Consider the following 16,812-nt stretch of genomic DNA (forward strand, 5'->3'; position numbering starts at 1 on the left):
GCTGCGCTGTCGCGCAGCAAACAATTATTCGGCCTCAGATAGGAGGTGCGCGCAGGACAGAGGCCGCAGTTATCACTGGCGTGTTCGCACCCGAGAGGGAGAGCGGCCCACACGGTATCGGCGTGGAGTCGTTGTTGGCATAGCATGCTGTGACCACGTATAGGAGAGTGAACCCTTTCGCCACTGTGTAGCCTGCGTCTTGGAATCTATTTAGAAGATCAGATACCTGAGTTTTTGAATAGGAGCTTGCGCACGAAGTCAGTCTGACAGTTGGCCAGGATTATGGCCGAGTACATATCCATCGCTGCGGTAACGGCCACTTAGGGTTCCGCCCTGACGGCGGCTCACTTTTGAGAAGCGCAAAAGTAAGCAAAACGCTTCTGCCCCACCACTCGGCACCTCGCCTAGGCTCGGCGTGCCCTCACTCCGGCATTGCTCCGTGGGCCCGCCGCGAAGGGCCATCCATGGCCCAGCGCGGCTATCCCGGCATCCATGCCGGGATGCCCACTGCGCAATGCCTGCGTTCGGCCAGCGTGGTTAACGGGGCGCCCGAGATCAACGTCCACGCCGAGGCGGCCTAGTAGCCGACCTGGCTCGTCCGGTCGTACTCCGGTCCAATTGTGGGAGCGAGCTTGCTCGCGAAGGCGGTCTGATAGTTGACCATAGATTCTGGGCACCACATTTCCCGTGGAAATTGAACCTTTTCGCTACCGTGAAGCCTTGACCTGGAGTTTGTTATAGAAAATCAATTGCTTGCGTTTTTTTTTGATAGGAGCTTGCTCCCTCACCACGGAGGTCAATATCCCCGTCTTTTGTGGTGCACCGCACTCTTTGAAATACCTAAATTGATCGATTCACACCACTAACATCGCGCCCCGGCCAGTGCTTGGGTACAATTCGACGCTTATTTGATCTCGTATCAGGAACACTTACATGATCGCTTGCCTGCGGCTGCTCTCCGCCCTCTGCCTCGCTGCCCTCCTGGCGGCCTGCGCCAGCTCGCCCTCGTCCAGCCTTGGCGAACTCCCACGCACCCCGGATGCCAGTATCGAGCAGTTGCTCGAACAGGCCACTCAAAGCAAGAATCCGGAAAAAGCCGCCCTGCTGCGCCTGAGCGCTGCTGACCTGGCCTACCGCCAGGGCAATGCCGGCCAGTCCGCACAGATCCTGCAACAAGTGCCGATGGAGCAACTCAAGCCCGGCCAGCAGATTTTCGCCAGCACGCTGTCGGCTGAACTGGCGATGACCCGCAACCAGCCCAAGGCGGCACTGACCGCCCTGAGCCACCCAAGCCTGCAACACCTGAGCGAAATGCCGGTGGAGCAGCAGGTCCGTACCGGTACCGTCCGCGCCCGCGCCCTGGAGGCCGATGGCCAGACCCTGGCCGCCGCCAAGGAGCGCATTTTCATCGCGCCCCTGCTGGAAAACGACGCTGCGGCAAAAAACCACGAAGCCATCTGGTCGTTGATCGCCTCGCTGCCCACCGATCAGTTGCAGCCAAGCGCCAACGACGACCTAGGCGGTTGGCTGAGCCTGGCCCAGGCCGTCAAGACCGCCGGCACCCTGGAACAACAGCAGGCGGCCATCGACCACTGGCGCGAACAGAACCCGAAGCACCCCGCCGCCCTGCAGTTGCCTACCCCCCTGGTCAAGCTCAAGGAACTGGCGAGCCAGCCGCTGAGCAAGATTGCCCTGCTGCTGCCACAGAATGGCCCGTTGGCTGCAGTTGCCAAGGCCTTGCGTGAGGGCTTCATGGCCGCGCACTACCAGGCCCAGCAGGCCGGGCAGAAGCCGCCAAGCATCCAGCTCTACGACAGCTCCAGCCTGACCTCCATGGACGAGTTCTATCGCAAGGCCCAGGCCGATGGCGTGCAGCTGGTAGTCGGACCGCTGGAAAAACCACTGGTCAAGCAAATCAGCACCCGCCCGCAACTGCCGATCACCACCCTGGCGCTGAACTACAGCGAAGGCGAGCAGGGGCCACCGCAACTGTTCCAGTTCGGCCTGGCACCGGAGGATGAAGCTCGCGAAGTCTCCCGCCGCGCCCGCGCCGACGGCCTGCATCGCGCCGCCGTCATGGTACCGAAGAGTGAATGGGGCGATCGTGTACTGAAAGCCTTCAGCCAGGACTGGCAGGCCAATGGCGGTACCATCATCGCAATCGAACGGGTCGACCAACCGGTCCAACTGGCCCAGCAGATCGCCGACATGTTCCAGCTGCGCCAGAGCGAAGGTCGCGCCAAGAGCCTGCAAAGCACCGTTGGCACCACGGTCGCGGCCCAGCCGTCCCGTCGCCAGGACATCGAGTTCATCTTCCTGGCATCGACGCCGCAACAGGCCCAGCAGATCAAGCCGACCCTGAACTTCCAGTACGCTGGCGACGTGCCGGTCTACGCGACGTCTTCAGTGTTCAGCGCCAGCGGCGACCAGAATCAATATAACGACATGAGCGGTATCCGCTTCTGCGAAACCCCGTGGCTGCTCGACGCCAATGACCCGCTGCGCAAGCAGGTCACCGCCCAGTGGCCCCAGGCGGGCGGCAGCCTGGGTCGGTTGTACGCGATGGGTGCAGACGCCTATCGCCTGGCACCGCGCCTGGGTCAGCTCAAGACGTTGCCGGACAGCCGAATCGAAGGCCTGTCGGGCAGCCTGGCAGTGTCTCCAACCCAGCGCGTACAGCGTCAACTGCCATGGGCCGAGTTCGTCAACGGCCAGGTGCAGCGGCTGCCGGATACCCAGCGCTGATGCCTGACCGATCACGCCAGCAAAGCGGACGGGATGCCGAGGGCCAGGCCCTCGCGCATCTCCAGCAACAAGGCCTGCGGCTGGTGGCGCAGAACTGGTTGTGTAAACGCGGCGAGCTTGATCTGGTCATGCTTGACGGCGATACAGTAGTATTCGTCGAAGTCCGCTACAGAAAAAATACTCAATGGGGTGGCGCGCTCGACAGCATTGACGAGCGCAAGCGCCAGAAGCTGATTTTCGCCGCGCAGTATTTTCTGCAACGCGAGTCTCGCTGGGCCGATCATCCCTGCCGCTTCGACGTGGTTGCCATCGACAGCAACGCCGCTCAGTTGAACTGGCTGCAGAACGCTTTCGACAGTTGAGCGCCCATGCCGAGCCGGACACCTTCACCTAACTTTTTTGCTCTTTGCTTTGCGCGCCGCACATGTTTGTGCCGATAAGCCGCGCTACTTAAGGTCACACAGATGGACATGCAATCGCGAATTCGCCAGCTTTTTCAGGCCAGTATCGACACCAAGCAACAGGCGATGGACGTACTTGCACCGCACATCGAGCAAGCCAGCCAAGTGATGGTCAACGCGTTGCTCAACGAGGGCAAGATGCTTTCGTGCGGCAACGGCGGTTCGGCCGGCGACGCACAGCACTTCTCTTCGGAACTGCTCAACCGCTTCGAGCGCGAGCGCCCGAGCCTGCCAGCGATCGCCCTGACCACCGACAGCTCGACGATCACCTCGATCGCCAACGACTACAGCTACAACGAAATTTTCTCCAAACAGATCCGCGCCCTGGGCCAACCCGGCGATGTACTGCTGGCGATTTCCACCAGCGGCAATTCGGCCAATATTATTCAAGCGATCCAGGCCGCACATGATCGCGAAATGATTGTCGTAGCATTGACCGGTCGTGACGGCGGCGGCATGGCGTCCCTGCTCTTGCCAGAAGACGTCGAGATCCGCGTACCGGCCAATGTCACCGCACGTATCCAGGAAGTCCACCTGCTGGCGATCCACTGCCTTTGCGACTTGATCGACAGCCAACTGTTCGGGAGTGAAGAATGACCCCTAATCGCCTAGGCCTACTGGCCCTGACCCTGTGCCTCGGCATCAGCGGCTGCACATCGGTGGTTAACGCCAGCCGGGAAAAGCCGATTGAAGATGACCGCGGCACCCGCACCTTCGGCAGCAAGATCGACGACTCCCTGATTGAAACCAAGGTAGGCGTGAACATCGCCAAGGCCGACCCGGACCTGGACAACAACTCGCACATCGTCGTCACCAGCTTCAACGGCGTCGTACTGCTGGCCGGCCAGACCCCGCGCGCCGACCTCAAGGCCAAGGCCGAACAGGAAGCCAGCGCCGTGCAACGGGTCAAGACCGTGCACAACGAACTGCAGGTCCTGCAACCCTCCTCGCTGCTGGCACGCCAGAACGACGCCTGGTTGACCACCAAGATCAAGACCCAGATGCTCACCGACGCCAGCATTCCCGGCTCGCGTATCAAGGTTGTGACTGAGAATGGCATCGTCTATTTGCTGGGGTTGTTGACCAAAAAAGAGGCTGCGCAGGCGACCAACCTGGTGCAAGGTGTGTCTGGGGTGCAGAAAATCGTCAAGTTGTTTGAGTACATTGACTGATTATTGAATTTCAGTTGCTCAAGAAAAACGGCGCTTCTTCCGAGACGGAAAGCACCGTTTTTTTTGGGCTTCGCTTTTTTTGGGGTGTGATCGGTGTGTATATCCGTTGCTGCGGTAACGGCGGCTTAGGGTTCCGCTCTTACAGCGGCTCACTTTTGAGAAGCCCGGGAGCCGGCCCAGTCAAAAGTAAGCAAAACGCTCCTGCCCCACCACTCGGTGCCTCGCCTAGGCTCGGCATGCCTGAACGAAGGCATTGCTCCGTGGGCCCGCCGCGAAGGGCCATCCATGGCCCAGCGCGGCTAACCCGGCATCCATGCCGGGCTACCCACTCCACAACACCTCCGTTCAGCCAGCGTGGTTAACGGGGCGCCCGAGATCAACGTCCACCGCGAGGCGGCCTTAGAGCCGACCTGGTTCTTGATGGGGACCGCGTTTCTCCTGTGGGAGCGGGCTTGCTCGCGATGGCGGCGTCACAGTCGATGATGATGTTGGATGTGCTGACCTCTTCGCGAGCAAGCCCGCTCCCGCAGAGGGACTGTGTTGAGCATAAGTTTTGTGTTCACTGAAAATCGAATGTGTGGGAGCTTGCTCGCGATGGCGGCGGGGCAGTCAGTATTGATGTTGCCTGACAGACCGCTATCGCGAGCAAGCTTTGCTCCCACAGATCTAACGGGTGTACGACCGGGAGAGTCAGGTCGGCTGTTAGGCCGCCTCGCGGTGGACGTTGATCTCGGCGCCCCGTTAACCACGCTGGCCGAACGCAGGCATTGCGCAGTGGGCATCCCGGCATGGATGCCGGGTTAGCCGCGCTGGGCCATGGATGGCCCTTCGCGGCGGGCCCACGGAGCAATGCCGGAGTGAGGGCATGCCGAGCCTAGGCGAGGCACCAAGTGGTGGGGCAAAAGCGCTTTGGTTACTTTCGCGCTTTTCGAAAGTGACCCGCCGTCAGGGCGGAACCCAAAGCGGCCGTTACCGCAGCAACGGATATACACACCAACCATGACACAAAAAAAATGCCCACATCTCACGACACGGGCATTTTCTTAACCAAGTCACCAAGCTTTCAAACAGCCTGTATCCGGCACATATCTACCTACTTCACCACTTTCAGACTCGGCCGCCCGCTAGGACGCGGCGGCTCGTCATCCGGTGGCGGCAGATCATCATCCGGCTCGAACTCTTCTTCGCCATCAATCGGCGCTTCCAGCTCAAACACCATGCCCTGGCCATTCTCCCGAGCATAAATCCCCAGGATCGCAGCAATAGGCACGTACAAAGTGTGCGGCACACCACCGAAGCGCCCTTCGAAGCTGACAGCATCATTATCCATGTGCAGGTGACGCACAGCGGCTGGCGACACGTTCAAGACAATTTGCCCGTCATTGGCAAAACCCTGCGGCACCTGCACCGACGGAAACTCGGCGTTGACCAGCATGTGCGGGGTGCAATCGTTGTCCACAATCCACTCGTAGAGCGCGCGGACCAGATAAGGTCGACTGGAGTTCATAGCGGCTCCTTAAGCCTTAGCGCATGTCACGTTCGACGCCAGACAGACTCGCCTGGAAAGCCTCACGCGCGAATTGGCGCTCCATATAATCAAGCAGCGGCTTGGCAGGCCGCGGCAGTTCGATACCCAGAATCGGCAAACGCCAGAGTATGGGCAATAGGCAGCAATCCACCAGACTTTGTTCCTCACTGAGGAAAAACGGCTTATCGACGAACAGTGGCGATACGCCAGTCAGGCTTTCACGCAATTCCTTGCGCGCGACGACCCGCGCCGGCTCCTTGGTCCGAGAATCCAGGATCAGATCCACCAACCCGCACCAGTCACGCTGGATGCGATGGATCAGCAAACGGCTGTTGGCACGCGCGACAGGGTACACCGGCAGTAAAGGTGGATGCGGATAACGCTCATCCAGATATTCCATCACCACGGTCGACTCCCACAAAGCCAGGTCACGATCGACCAGTGTGGGCAGGCTGCCGTAAGGGTTCACCTCGATCAGCTTCGGCGGCTGACGGCCCGCTTCAACGTAAATGATCTCGGCGCTGACACCCTTCTCTGCCAGTACGATGCGTACCCGGTGGGAATAGTGGTCGGCGGGGTCGGAGTAACAGGCCAACCGATTGGTCACGCCCATGGCGATCCTCCTCGCTTGTTGAAATTATCGAAAAACGGAAAAACGAGCGCGCCCAGAGGGCGTCTCCCGTAACACCTGGCGAGCCAGGCTCGTTACATGTCTAGAGACGCCCTTGGGCGCGCACGATTAACAGCAATGGCTTACAGCTTTATCAATGCACGTCTTTCCAGTATTCACGCTTGAGCAGGTAAGCGAATACGAAGAAAAACGCCAGGTACAGCAATACATAGGTACCGATGCGCTGATGCTCCAGCTTCACCGGGTTGGCCGAGTAGGCCAGGAAGGTCACCAGATTCTTGACCTTCTCGTCGAACTGCTCCGGCGTCAGGCTGCCGGTGTTCGGCAATACAGTCAGCTGGTCGCAGGCTTCATGCGTCAAAGCGGTGCCGGTCAGCGGATCGAATTGCTTCTTACCGTCCTCAACGATCTGAACCTGTTTGCAGCCTACCACCTGGCGACCCTGGAGGCCGACCAGAACGTTAGGCATGCCGACGTTCGGGAAGACCTTGTTGTTCACGCCCCATGGACGCGCAGGATCTTCGTAGAACGAACGCAGGTAACCATAAAGCCAGTCAGTCCCACGCACACGGGCGACCAGGGTCAGGTCCGGCGGCGCGGCGCCGAACCAGGTCTTGGCGTCCGCAGGCTGCATGCCGATGGTCATGTGATCGCCCAGCTTGGCACCGGTGAACACCACTTTCTCGAGCATCAGCTCATGAGGAATGCCCAGGTCATCGGCAACGCGCTCGTAGCGCTGGAACTTGGCACTGTGGCAACCCATGCAGTAGTTGGCGAACGTACGTGCGCCGTCCTGCATGGCCGCTTTGTCGGAAACGTCGATGTCGACTTTTTCCAGCTCCGGACCAGCAGAGGCAGAAGCAAAGGACAGTGCAGGCATAGCCGCGAGAATCAGTACAGCAAATAGCTTTTTCATCAGCCAGTCACCCTTTCCGGAACCGGTTTGGTCTTCTCGAGCCTGGTGTAGAACGGCATCAGAATGAAGTAGGCGAAGTACAGGAAGGTGCAAACCTGCGACAGCAACGTGCGTCCTGGCGTCGGCGCCAGCACACCCAACACGCCGAGGATCACGAACGAGATGCAGAACACCACGAGCCAGATCTTGCTCAGCCAGCCTTTGTAGCGCATCGACTTGACGGGGCTGCGGTCCAGCCACGGCAGGACGAACAGCACAGCGATGGCCGCGCCCATGGCGATAACGCCCAGCAGCTTGTCCGGGATCGCCCGCAGGATCGCGTAGAACGGCGTGAAGTACCAGACCGGGGCAATGTGCTCAGGGGTCTTGAAGGCGTTCGCCTGCTCGAAGTTCGGCTTCTCGAGGAAATAACCACCCATTTCCGGGAAGAAGAACACGATGGAGCAGAAGATGAACAGGAAGACCACCACGCCGACGATATCTTTCACGGTGTAGTACGGGTGGAAGGCGATGCCATCCAGCGGTATGCCGTTCTCGTCCTTGTGCTTCTTGATGTCCACGCCATCCGGGTTGTTCGAGCCAACTTCGTGCAAGGCCAGGATGTGCAACACCACCAGGCCAAGGATCACGATCGGCAGCGCGACCACGTGCAGGGCGAAGAAGCGGTTCAGGGTAATGCCCGAGATCAGGTAGTCACCACGAATCCACTGGGTCAGGTCGTCACCGATGACCGGGATCGCACCGAACAGCGAGATGATCACCTGGGCACCCCAGTAGGACATCTGGCCCCACGGCAGCAGGTAGCCCATGAAGGCCTCGGCCATCAGCGCCAGGTAGATCAGCATGCCGAAGACCCACACCAGTTCACGAGGCTTCTGGTACGAACCGTAGAGCAGGCCACGGAACATGTGCAGGTAGACCACGATGAAGAACGCCGAAGCGCCGGTGGAGTGCAGCAGACGCAGGATCGAGCCGTACTCGACGTCGCGCATGATGTATTCGACGGAAGCAAACGCTTCTTCCGCCGACGGGGTGTAGCTCATGGTCAGCCAGACACCGGTAACGATCTGGTTGACCAGAACGAGCAGCGCCAGGGAGCCAAAAAAGTAGAAAAAGTTGAAGTTCTTCGGAGCGTAATACTTGCTGAGATGGTCTTCCCACATTTTGGTCGCGGGAAAGCGCGCATCAACCCAATCCATGAATTTGCTCATCACGCTTTCTCCGTATCGACGCCGATGACAATGATGTCGTCGGTCTCATAGGAATGCGGGGGAACTGGCAGGTTCAGAGGTGCAGGCTGCGACTTGTAGACGCGACCAGCCAGGTCGTAGTGGGAGCCGTGGCAAGGGCAGAAATAACCACCGACCCAGTCCTTGCCCAGATCGACAGGAGCCACTTCAGGACGGAACGTTGGCGAGCAACCCAGGTGCGTACAAATTCCGATCAGCAGCAAAACCTCTGGCTTGATCGAACGCGTTTCAGGATTGACGTATTCCGGTTGGACCGAGTTCTTGGAGGACGGGTCGGACAACTGACCCTCGATCTTTTTCAGATTCCCCAGGATTTCCTCTGTACGGCGGACGATGAACACCGGCTGGCCGCGCCATTCAGCAATCATCTGCTGGCCTGGCTCGATCTTGCTGACATTCACTTTCACCGGTGCACCTGCGGCTTTCGCCTTGGCACTGGGAAACCATGACCCCACGAACGGGACCGCAGCCCCCACCGCTCCTGCAGCACCCACCACGGATGTGGCTGCTACCAGGAAGCGACGCCGGCCTGCATTCACGCCGTCATTGCTCATTCAGTCCTCTCCCATCAGCTTTGTGGCCTGTTAGATCAGGCGTCTACTAAGTAAAAATCTGAACTTATAAAAATTTTGCCGAATGGTAATGAAAAGCCCCAATTCTGACAAGGTAATTACCATGCGGCCAAACCGCCAAGCCTTGTAGTATAGGGGCTCTACGAATGTGGCAAGTTGTCACAGAGCAATTCTTTTGCCCATAAAAAAACGCCCAGCTCCGTGAGGAACTGGGCGCCTTTTGAAAGCGGAAGCGAAATTAACGCTTCGAGTACTGCGGACGCTTACGCGCTTTACGCAGACCGACTTTCTTACGTTCAACTTCGCGAGCATCGCGAGTTACGAAGCCGGCTTTGCGCAGAGCACCACGCAGAGTCTCGTCGTAATCCATCAGGGCGCGAGTGATGCCGTGGCGGATTGCGCCAGCTTGACCACTTACACCACCACCGATAACAGTGACGTAGATGTCGAATTTTTCGACGGTCTCGGTCAGTTCCAGCGGCTGACGAACTACCATGCGGGCAGTTTCGCGGCCGAAGAAGTTATCCAGGGAGCGGTTGTTGATGGAGATGTTACCAGTGCCCGGACGCAGGAAAACGCGTGCGGTTGCAGTCTTGCGACGGCCAGTGCCGTAATTTTGAGTCGCCGACATAATGAACTATTCCGTTAAAACTTCAGTTCTTGGGGCTGCTGAGCAGTATGAGGGTGAGCAGCGCCCGCATAAACCTTCAGCTTACGATACATGTCGCGACCCAGTGGGTTCTTAGGCAGCATGCCTTTAACCGCGGTCTCGATCACGCGCTCAGGGGCTTTGGCGATCAGCTTTTCAAAGTTGATCGACTTGATGCCGCCAGGAAAACCGGAGTGGGAGTAGTACATTTTGTCAGTGGTTTTAGCGCCAGTAACACGTACTTGCTCAGCGTTGATCACGACGATGTAGTCACCGGTGTCAACGTGAGGGGTGTACTCAGGCTTGTGCTTGCCACGCAGACGGCTCGCGATTTCGGTGGCCAGACGACCCAGGGTCTGACCAGCAGCGTCGACGACAAACCAGTCGCGCTTTACTGTTTCCGGTTTAGCAGTAAAAGTTTTCATTCTTTATAGCCTCAGGGGCCGCCCTGTAAATTAGACGGCGGATCTTACTGAATAGTGCGTACTTTGACAAGTCAAAGGCAGCCGGATACAGACGCTTTCGGGGGCTCGGGTCGGCGCGTCCGTTCAACGGCAAGATTCTTCGGCGGCGGCGCATCACTTCCACTGCAGAAAGAGGTGCGCAATTATGCAGATTGCGAAAAATATTTCAACCTGCTTTTATGATTGTTTTGCCCAAGGAGCTCCCGATGGACTATCGCCCGCTAGGCCGTACCGATCTGAACGTGAGTGCCCTGTGCCTCGGAACCATGACCTGGGGTGAGCAGAACAGCGAGGCCGAGGCCTTCGCCCAGATCGAACGCGCCAAGGCTGCCGGCATCAATTTCATCGACACCGCCGAGATGTACCCGGTGCCACCCAAGGCCGAAACCTACGCCACCACCGAACGCTACATCGGCAATTACTTCAAGAGTCGCGGCGACCGTGCCGACTGGATCCTGGCGAGCAAGATCGCCGGCCCCGGCAATACCATCGACTACATCCGCGACAAGAACCTCAAGCACAACCGCCGCCACATCGTCGAAGCCGTGGACGCCAGCCTCAAGCGCCTGCAGACCGACTGGATCGATCTTTACCAGCTGCATTGGCCGGAGCGCAGCACCAACTTCTTTGGTCAACTGGGTTACCAGCACAAGTCCGACGAAACGTTCACCCCGCTGGAGGAAACCCTCGAAGCCCTGGACGAACAGGTTCGCGCCGGCAAGATCCGCCATATCGGCCTGTCCAACGAAACGCCGTGGGGCACCATGAAATTCCTCGCCCTGGCCGAGGCCCGTGGCTGGCCGCGGGCGGTGTCGATCCAGAACCCGTACAACCTGCTCAACCGCAGCTTCGAGATCGGCCTGTCGGAAATCGCCATTCGCGAGCAATGCGGCCTGCTGGCTTACTCGCCACTGGCATTTGGCTTTCTATCGGGCAAATACGAAAACGGCGCACGGCCCGCCAAGGGCCGCCTGACGCTGTACAGCCGCTTCATGCGCTACTTCAACCCACAATCGGAAGCAGCGTGCAGCCGTTATGTCGCCCTGGCCCGTGAACATGGCCTGGACCCGGCGCAGATGGCCCTGGCGTTCGTCACCCGGCAGCCGTTCGTGACCAGCAACATCATTGGCGCCACCACGCTGGAGCAACTGGACAGCAACATCGCCAGTTTCGAGCTGAAACTGTCGGATGAAGTGCTGGCGGGGATCGAGGCGATTCACAAGGATCAGCCGAACCCGGCGCCTTGATCCATAGGCCTCATCGCGAGCAAGCTCGTTCCCACATTGGATTTATGTCTGACCACTCATTTGTGATCGACATACAACCCCTGTGGGAGCGAGCCTGCTCGCGATAGCGGCCTAACAGTCACTACGACATCAAAGCGACCGCGCAATGATCTCCTTCATGATCTCATTGGTCCCGGCATAGATCCGCTGCACCCGCGCATCCGCCCACGCCCGGGCAATCGGGTATTCCCACATGAAGCCGTAGCCACCATGCAACTGCACGCATTCGTCGAGCACCTTGCATTGCAGGTCAGTGCCCCAGTACTTGGCCATCGCCGCCGTCGGCACGTCCAGCTTGCCTTGCAGGTGCAATTCCAGGCAGCGGTCGACGAAGACCCGGCCGATCTGGATTTCGGTGGCCATTTCCGCGAGCTTGAAACGGGTGTTCTGGAAGTCCGCGATGGATTTGCCGAACGCCTTGCGCTCGCGGGTGTAGTCCAGGGTCCATTGCAGCGCCGCTTCGGCTGACGCCAGGCCGCCTATGGCGACGGTCAGGCGCTCCTGGGGTAGCTCCTGCATCAAGTAGGCGAAGCCCATGCCGGCCTGCCCGAGCAGGTTCTCCTTCGGTACACGGACATCCTGGAAGAACAATTCCGACGTGTCCTGGGCCTTCATGCCGACTTTTTCCAGGCGCTTGCCCTTCTCAAAGCCTGGCGTACCCGCTTCCACCAGGAACAGGCTGGTGCCCTTGGCGCCGGCCTTCGGATCGGTCTTGGCGACCACGATCACCAGGTCTGCCAGGAAGCCGTTGGTGATGAAGGTCTTCGAGCCGTTGATGACATATTCATCACCGTCCAGCACCGCCGTGGTCTTTACCCCTTGCAGGTCGGAACCGGCGCCCGGCTCGGTCATGGCGATGGCCGTGACCATTTCGCCAGACACCAGCTTCGGCAGGTACTTGTGTTTCAGCGCTTCGCTGCCGTAGTGCAGGATGTACGGCGCAACGATGTCGGAATGCAGCGAGAAGCCGATCCCCGTCAGCCCCAGGCGCCCGATCTCCTCGATCACCACCGTGCTGTAGAGAAAATCTGCGTCCAGCCCCCCATAGGCTTCAGGAAGGTGCGAGCACAACATGCCCGCCTCCCCCGCCTTGTTCCAGAGTTGGCGATCGACATGCCCCTGTTTTTCCCACTGGCTGTGGTACGGCACGGCTTCTTTTTCAAGGAAGGTTCGTACGCTGTCGCGAAACAATTCGTGCTCGGGACTGAACAGTGTTCTTGGGATCATGGCGCACCTTTGGTTATTGTTGGGCATGGTTATCCGACAGAGCCTAAGCCTGCGGTGTGCGACAGGACACTGGACACATCCGACAAAAAATAAGACGATCCAGCCGTCTGTTGACCACTTTCCCCTATAAAAATAAAGATGAACTATGTCTATGCACGCCTCCACGCCCTTGCGGCGCGTCAGCATCCTGGCAGTCGACCGGGTCTTCGCCTCCACCCTCATGCAAGCCAAGGATTTTTTCCACCTGGCCAGCCTGCGCTATGGCAAACAACTGGGCCACGGCCTGACCCCGGCGTTTGAAACCCGGCTGGTCAGCCCCGATGGCAAACCGGTGAACAGTTTCAGCGACGTGATCATGCCGGTGGACGGTGGCCTGGAAAATACCGACGTCATCATCCTGCCGGCCTTCTGGGATGATTTCACCACCCTCTGCCAACGTTATCCCCAGGTCTTGCCCTGGCTGCGCGAACAACACGCGCGCGGCGCAGTACTCTGCGGCGAAGCCACCGGGGTGTTCTGGCTGGCCGAGGCCGGGCTGCTCGATGGCAAGGAAGCCACCACCTACTGGCGTTTCTTCAACGCCTTCAAGGAACGCTTCCCCCAGGTATACCTGAACCAGGACAAGCACCTGACCGACGCCGACAACCTATTCTGCGCCGGCGGCACGACCTCAGCCTGCGACCTCTACATTTACCTCATTGAACGCTTCTGTGGCGCCAACGTCGCCCAGGCCGTGGCGCGGGATATCTTGTATGAAGTGCAGCGCAGCTATTCGCCAGGGCGGATCGGCTTCGGCGGGCAGAAACTGCACCAGGACGTGATCATCCTGCAGATCCAGCAATGGCTCGAAGAGCACTTCGCCGATAAATTCCGCTTCGAGGATGTTGCCCGGGAACATGGCATGAGCATCCGCAATTTCATGCGCCGCTTCCAGACCGCCACCGGTGACAAACCGCTGCATTATCTGCAACGGCTACGGATCGAAACCGCCAAGGGCCTGCTCTCCGGCAGCCGCAAGAGCATCAAGACCATCAGCTATGAAGTCGGCTACGACGACGCGAGCTTCTTTGCCCGGTTGTTCCGGCAACATACCGACCTGTCGCCGAACCAGTATCGGCAGCAGTTTCAGCAGGCGGCGTGAACCGAAACTGAATACGATCCAGTGTGGGAGCGGGCTTGCTCGCGAAAGCGGTGGGTCAGCTTGCATCGATGCTGAACATGCCGCCCTCTTCGCGAGCAAGCCCGCTCCCACAGGGTTATGCAGTGAACTGCTCAAACTCACGCGTACAAAAAAGGCCCGCAATCGCAGGCCTTTTTTGGTGTTCCGAATTTCCCTACGGCTTATGCGCCCGCGCCAGGAATTCGTGGGACTGCATCTCCAGCAAGCGACTCAAGGTCCGCTGGAATTCGAAGGTCAAGCGACCGCCGGTGTAGAGGTCCTTGAGTTCGACTTCGGCCGAAATGATCAGCTTCACGTTACGGTCGTAGAACTCGTCGACCATGTTGATGAATCGACGGGCGATGTCGTCGGTGGTGACGCTCATCTGCTCGACGTTGCTCAGCAGCACGGCGTGGAAGATCTTGCCCAGTTCGATGTAGTCGTTCTGGCTGCGGGGGCCGTCGCACAGTTCGCGGAAGTCGAACCAGGCCACGTCATCGCACGTACGCACGGCGCGGATTTCGCGATTTTCGATGACCAATACATCATTTTCCACGGCCTGGGTGCATTCCGGCGTCAGGGCGCGGAAGCTCTTGCGCAGGCTCTCCTGGGCAGCGGCATCCAGCGGAAAGTGGAACAGCTCCGCTTGTTCGAGGTGACGCAGGCGGTAGTCGACGCCGCTGTCGACGTTGACGATTTCAGTGTGTTCCTTGATCAGCGCAATGGCCGGCAGGAAACGCGCCCGCTGCAGGCCGTCCTTGTACAGGCCGTCCGGCACGATGTTCGAGGTGGCGACCAAGGTCACGCCGTTCTTGAACAGCTCTTCCATCAAGGTGCCGAGGATCATGGCGTCGGTGATGTCGGAAACGAAGAACTCATCGAAGCAGATCACCCGGGTCTCGTCGGAAAATCGCTTGGCGATGAGGGTCAGCGGGTTCTTCTCGCCGCCCAGGGTCTTCATTTCCTCGTGCACGCGCTTCATGAAGCGGTGGAAGTGCGTCCGTGTCTTCTCCTTGAACGGCAACGCTTCGAAGAAGGTGTCCACCAGGTAGGTCTTGCCACGGCCCACGCCGCCCCAGAAATACAGGCCCTTGACCGGAGCCTGGTCCTTTTTGCCGAACAGTTTGCCCAACAGGCCGGGCTTGTTGTTCGAGGCCGCGACCAGGTCATCGTACAGGCGCTGCAAATGCCGCACCGCCGTTTCCTGGGCTGCATCGTGGAAGAACTCCGGGCGTTTCAGATCAGCTTGATATCGTTCTAGGGGCGTCATATTCGTTAGCAAGGCAACAAAAACGGGCCGTCACTGTAGCGACGGCCCAGAGGAATGGCAATCGGCCCTTATTCGGGCCGATGGTCGGGTGACGTGTCGGGATCAGTCCTGGGCAGGCGTCAAGGCAACGCGCAACGCATCGACGGCGGCATCCCGCGCGGCGCTGTCAGCAAAGGCTGGGCTATTCGCCACGCACTCGCCGTCGAGCCAGACGCTGAAACCCAGGTCGTCGCTTCGTACATCCAGCGGCTGGCCGGCTTGCAGTTGCTTGGTGACCTGGCCGGCCGCCTTGCCATCGGTAAAGTTGCGCGACAGCAACAGTTGCTCGCCGTCGGCGGCCAGCAGTCGGAAGCGGAAACTGCCGTCGTCTTCGCGGAAGCTGACAAAGCGTGCAGCCTTGGCGGCTTTCTTCTTGGTGCTGGCGGCCACCTGGACCTGGCTGACAAACGAACGCAGGCCAACGGCCTCGCGCAGTTCGTTGAGGAACGGCGTTGCCACGGCCCGGGCTTTTTTCGCGCCCAGTTGCAGGATGTCTTCAAGGTCCGACGGACGCTCGATGAACTGGTGATAACGCTCACGCGCTTCACCCAGCTCGCTGTCGAGCAACTGGAACAGGCGGTTCTTGGCTTCGCCCCAACCCAGGCCTTGTAGCAGTTCGCTGCGGAACTCCGCGGACTGTGCGGCAGTGGCGAAGGCCTGGAACAGGGTGAACAGGTGCGAATTGTCCGGATCCTTGGCTTCGCCCGGGGCGCGGGAGTCGGTGACGATTCGCGAAATCGCGTCCTTCATGTCCTTGGCGCTGCTGAACAACGGGATGGTGTTGTCGTAGCTCTTGGACATCTTGCGGCCATCGAGGCCCGGCAGCGTGGCGACGCTTTCCTCGATCAGCGCCTCGGGCATGGTGAAGAACTCCTTGCCCTGGCCGAACAGGTGGTTAAAGCGCTGGCCGATGTCGCGGGCCATTTCCACGTGCTGGATCTGGTCGCGACCGACCGGCACCTTGTGGGCGTTGAACATCAGGATGTCGGCGGCCATCAACACCGGGTAGCTGTACAGCCCCATGGTGATGCCGGCGTCCGGGTCTTCGCCGGTCTCGACGTTCTTGTCCACCGACGCCTTGTAGGCGTGGGCGCGGTTGAGCAGGCCCTTGGCGGCGACGCAGGTCAGCAGCCAGGTCAGCTCCGGGATCTCGGGAATATCGGACTGGCGATAGAACGTCACGCGGTCCACATCCAGGCCGCCGGCCAGCCATGTAGCGGCGATTTCCAGGCGCGAACGCTGGATACGCAGCGGGTCATCGCACTTGATCAGGGCGTGGTAGTCAGCCAGGAAGTAGAACGAATCGGCGTTGCTGTCGCGGCTGGCGAGGATCGCCGGACGGATGGCGCCGGCATAGTTGCCCAGGTGCGGGGTGCCGGTGGTGGTGATGCCGGTCAGGATACGGGTACGCGTCGTCATGGGTTATCGCTTGTCAGACTGCTG

At 59.5% G+C, this 16,812-nt stretch carries 16 protein-coding genes; 6 read left to right on the forward strand and 10 right to left on the reverse strand.

Features of this window, described 5'->3' with window-relative positions; genetic code table 11:
• Positions 1-933: 933 nt before the first annotated feature.
• From AD662_RS23375 to AD662_RS23390, 4 genes are all read left to right on the forward strand, one after another.
• Complete coding sequence (locus AD662_RS23375) at positions 934-2,745, forward strand: penicillin-binding protein activator (protein ID WP_018606067.1); 1,812 nt, start codon at positions 934-936, stop codon at positions 2,743-2,745.
• Positions 2,745-3,107, forward strand: coding sequence for a YraN family protein (locus AD662_RS23380; RefSeq protein ID WP_014340075.1), 363 nt, complete (start codon positions 2,745-2,747; stop codon positions 3,105-3,107). The genes AD662_RS23375 and AD662_RS23380 overlap by 1 nt, the downstream gene beginning before the upstream one ends.
• Positions 3,108-3,209: 102 nt before the next feature.
• Entirely contained in the window at positions 3,210-3,803 is a 594-nt protein-coding gene (locus AD662_RS23385; RefSeq protein WP_007904374.1) for a phosphoheptose isomerase, read from the forward strand.
• Positions 3,800-4,378, forward strand: coding sequence for a BON domain-containing protein (locus AD662_RS23390; protein WP_003178201.1), 579 nt, complete (start codon positions 3,800-3,802; stop codon positions 4,376-4,378). Before AD662_RS23385 ends, AD662_RS23390 begins: the two co-directional genes overlap by 4 nt.
• A gap of 1,093 nt (positions 4,379-5,471) precedes the next feature.
• Here the strand turns inward: AD662_RS23390 and AD662_RS23395 are convergent.
• The 7 genes from AD662_RS23395 to rplM form a co-directional block, all read right to left on the reverse strand.
• A complete protein-coding gene (locus AD662_RS23395; RefSeq protein WP_018604290.1) occupies positions 5,472-5,885 on the reverse strand; it encodes a ClpXP protease specificity-enhancing factor in 414 nt (137 codons plus the stop codon).
• Between the two features lie 16 nt (positions 5,886-5,901).
• Positions 5,902-6,519 (reverse strand): glutathione S-transferase N-terminal domain-containing protein, encoded by a 618-nt coding sequence (locus tag AD662_RS23400; RefSeq protein ID WP_003178195.1) that lies wholly within the window; start codon positions 6,517-6,519, stop codon positions 5,902-5,904.
• 151 nt (positions 6,520-6,670) lie between these two features.
• Positions 6,671-7,453 (reverse strand): cytochrome c1, encoded by a 783-nt coding sequence (locus AD662_RS23405; RefSeq protein ID WP_018604286.1) that lies wholly within the window; start codon positions 7,451-7,453, stop codon positions 6,671-6,673.
• Positions 7,453-8,664, reverse strand: a complete 1,212-nt coding sequence (locus AD662_RS23410; protein ID WP_014340078.1) for a cytochrome b — start codon at positions 8,662-8,664, stop codon at positions 7,453-7,455. The genes AD662_RS23405 and AD662_RS23410 overlap by 1 nt, the downstream gene beginning before the upstream one ends.
• Positions 8,664-9,257 carry a ubiquinol-cytochrome c reductase iron-sulfur subunit gene (gene petA, locus AD662_RS23415; protein ID WP_018604281.1) on the reverse strand — a complete coding sequence of 198 codons (594 nt, stop codon included), beginning with the start codon at positions 9,255-9,257 and terminating at the stop codon, positions 8,664-8,666. The genes AD662_RS23410 and petA overlap by 1 nt, the downstream gene beginning before the upstream one ends.
• A gap of 256 nt (positions 9,258-9,513) precedes the next feature.
• Positions 9,514-9,906, reverse strand: a complete 393-nt coding sequence (gene rpsI, locus AD662_RS23420; RefSeq protein ID WP_003205364.1) for a 30S ribosomal protein S9 — start codon at positions 9,904-9,906, stop codon at positions 9,514-9,516.
• A gap of 14 nt (positions 9,907-9,920) precedes the next feature.
• The gene (rplM, locus tag AD662_RS23425; protein WP_003205365.1) at positions 9,921-10,349 is read right to left on the reverse strand and encodes a 50S ribosomal protein L13; all 429 of its coding nucleotides are present in this window, start codon (positions 10,347-10,349) and stop codon (positions 9,921-9,923) included.
• Positions 10,350-10,594: 245 nt separating this feature from the next.
• Here rplM and AD662_RS23430 point away from each other — a divergent pair, with 245 nt between their 5' ends.
• A complete protein-coding gene (locus AD662_RS23430; RefSeq protein WP_053189818.1) occupies positions 10,595-11,635 on the forward strand; it encodes an NADP(H)-dependent aldo-keto reductase in 1,041 nt (346 codons plus the stop codon).
• Between the two features lie 129 nt (positions 11,636-11,764).
• Here AD662_RS23430 and AD662_RS23435 read toward each other — a convergent pair whose 3' ends face one another.
• Positions 11,765-12,901 carry an acyl-CoA dehydrogenase family protein gene (locus tag AD662_RS23435; RefSeq protein ID WP_003205367.1) on the reverse strand — a complete coding sequence of 379 codons (1,137 nt, stop codon included), beginning with the start codon at positions 12,899-12,901 and terminating at the stop codon, positions 11,765-11,767.
• Positions 12,902-13,145: 244 nt separating this feature from the next.
• Here AD662_RS23435 and AD662_RS23440 point away from each other — a divergent pair, with 244 nt between their 5' ends.
• A complete protein-coding gene (locus AD662_RS23440) occupies positions 13,146-14,042 on the forward strand; it encodes a GlxA family transcriptional regulator (protein ID WP_172436044.1) in 897 nt (298 codons plus the stop codon).
• A 193-nt stretch (positions 14,043-14,235) separates the two neighbouring features.
• Here the strand turns inward: AD662_RS23440 and zapE are convergent, their stop codons facing one another.
• On the reverse strand, positions 14,236-15,330 hold the full coding sequence (zapE, locus tag AD662_RS23445; RefSeq protein ID WP_053189819.1) for a cell division protein ZapE: 1,095 nt from the start codon (positions 15,328-15,330) through the stop codon (positions 14,236-14,238).
• A 102-nt stretch (positions 15,331-15,432) separates the two neighbouring features.
• Positions 15,433-16,788, reverse strand: coding sequence for a tryptophan--tRNA ligase (locus tag AD662_RS23450; protein WP_053189820.1), 1,356 nt, complete (start codon positions 16,786-16,788; stop codon positions 15,433-15,435).
• Positions 16,789-16,812: the final 24 nt, after the last annotated feature.

The organism is Pseudomonas kilonensis (assembly GCF_001269885.1).
Taxonomy (GTDB): Bacteria; Pseudomonadota; Gammaproteobacteria; order Pseudomonadales; family Pseudomonadaceae; genus Aquipseudomonas; species Aquipseudomonas kilonensis.

Excerpts from the sequence above, each read along its gene's own strand:
- AD662_RS23435 (WP_003205367.1), bottom strand. The coding sequence starts at position 12,901 with ATGATCCCAAGAACACTGTTCAGTCCCGAGCACGAATTGTTTCGCGAC.
- petA (WP_018604281.1), bottom strand. The coding sequence starts at position 9,257 with ATGAGCAATGACGGCGTGAATGCAGGCCGGCGTCGCTTCCTGGTAGCA.
- zapE (WP_053189819.1), bottom strand. The coding sequence starts at position 15,330 with ATGACGCCCCTAGAACGATATCAAGCTGATCTGAAACGCCCGGAGTTC.
- AD662_RS23375 (WP_018606067.1), top strand. The coding sequence starts at position 934 with ATGATCGCTTGCCTGCGGCTGCTCTCCGCCCTCTGCCTCGCTGCCCTC.
- AD662_RS23395 (WP_018604290.1), bottom strand. The coding sequence starts at position 5,885 with ATGAACTCCAGTCGACCTTATCTGGTCCGCGCGCTCTACGAGTGGATT.
- AD662_RS23380 (WP_014340075.1), top strand. The coding sequence starts at position 2,745 with ATGCCTGACCGATCACGCCAGCAAAGCGGACGGGATGCCGAGGGCCAG.
- rplM (WP_003205365.1), bottom strand. The coding sequence starts at position 10,349 with ATGAAAACTTTTACTGCTAAACCGGAAACAGTAAAGCGCGACTGGTTT.
- AD662_RS23450 (WP_053189820.1), bottom strand. The coding sequence starts at position 16,788 with ATGACGACGCGTACCCGTATCCTGACCGGCATCACCACCACCGGCACC.
- AD662_RS23410 (WP_014340078.1), bottom strand. The coding sequence starts at position 8,664 with ATGAGCAAATTCATGGATTGGGTTGATGCGCGCTTTCCCGCGACCAAA.
- AD662_RS23430 (WP_053189818.1), top strand. The coding sequence starts at position 10,595 with ATGGACTATCGCCCGCTAGGCCGTACCGATCTGAACGTGAGTGCCCTG.
- AD662_RS23405 (WP_018604286.1), bottom strand. The coding sequence starts at position 7,453 with ATGAAAAAGCTATTTGCTGTACTGATTCTCGCGGCTATGCCTGCACTG.
- AD662_RS23400 (WP_003178195.1), bottom strand. The coding sequence starts at position 6,519 with ATGGGCGTGACCAATCGGTTGGCCTGTTACTCCGACCCCGCCGACCAC.
- rpsI (WP_003205364.1), bottom strand. The coding sequence starts at position 9,906 with ATGTCGGCGACTCAAAATTACGGCACTGGCCGTCGCAAGACTGCAACC.
- AD662_RS23390 (WP_003178201.1), top strand. The coding sequence starts at position 3,800 with ATGACCCCTAATCGCCTAGGCCTACTGGCCCTGACCCTGTGCCTCGGC.
- AD662_RS23385 (WP_007904374.1), top strand. The coding sequence starts at position 3,210 with ATGGACATGCAATCGCGAATTCGCCAGCTTTTTCAGGCCAGTATCGAC.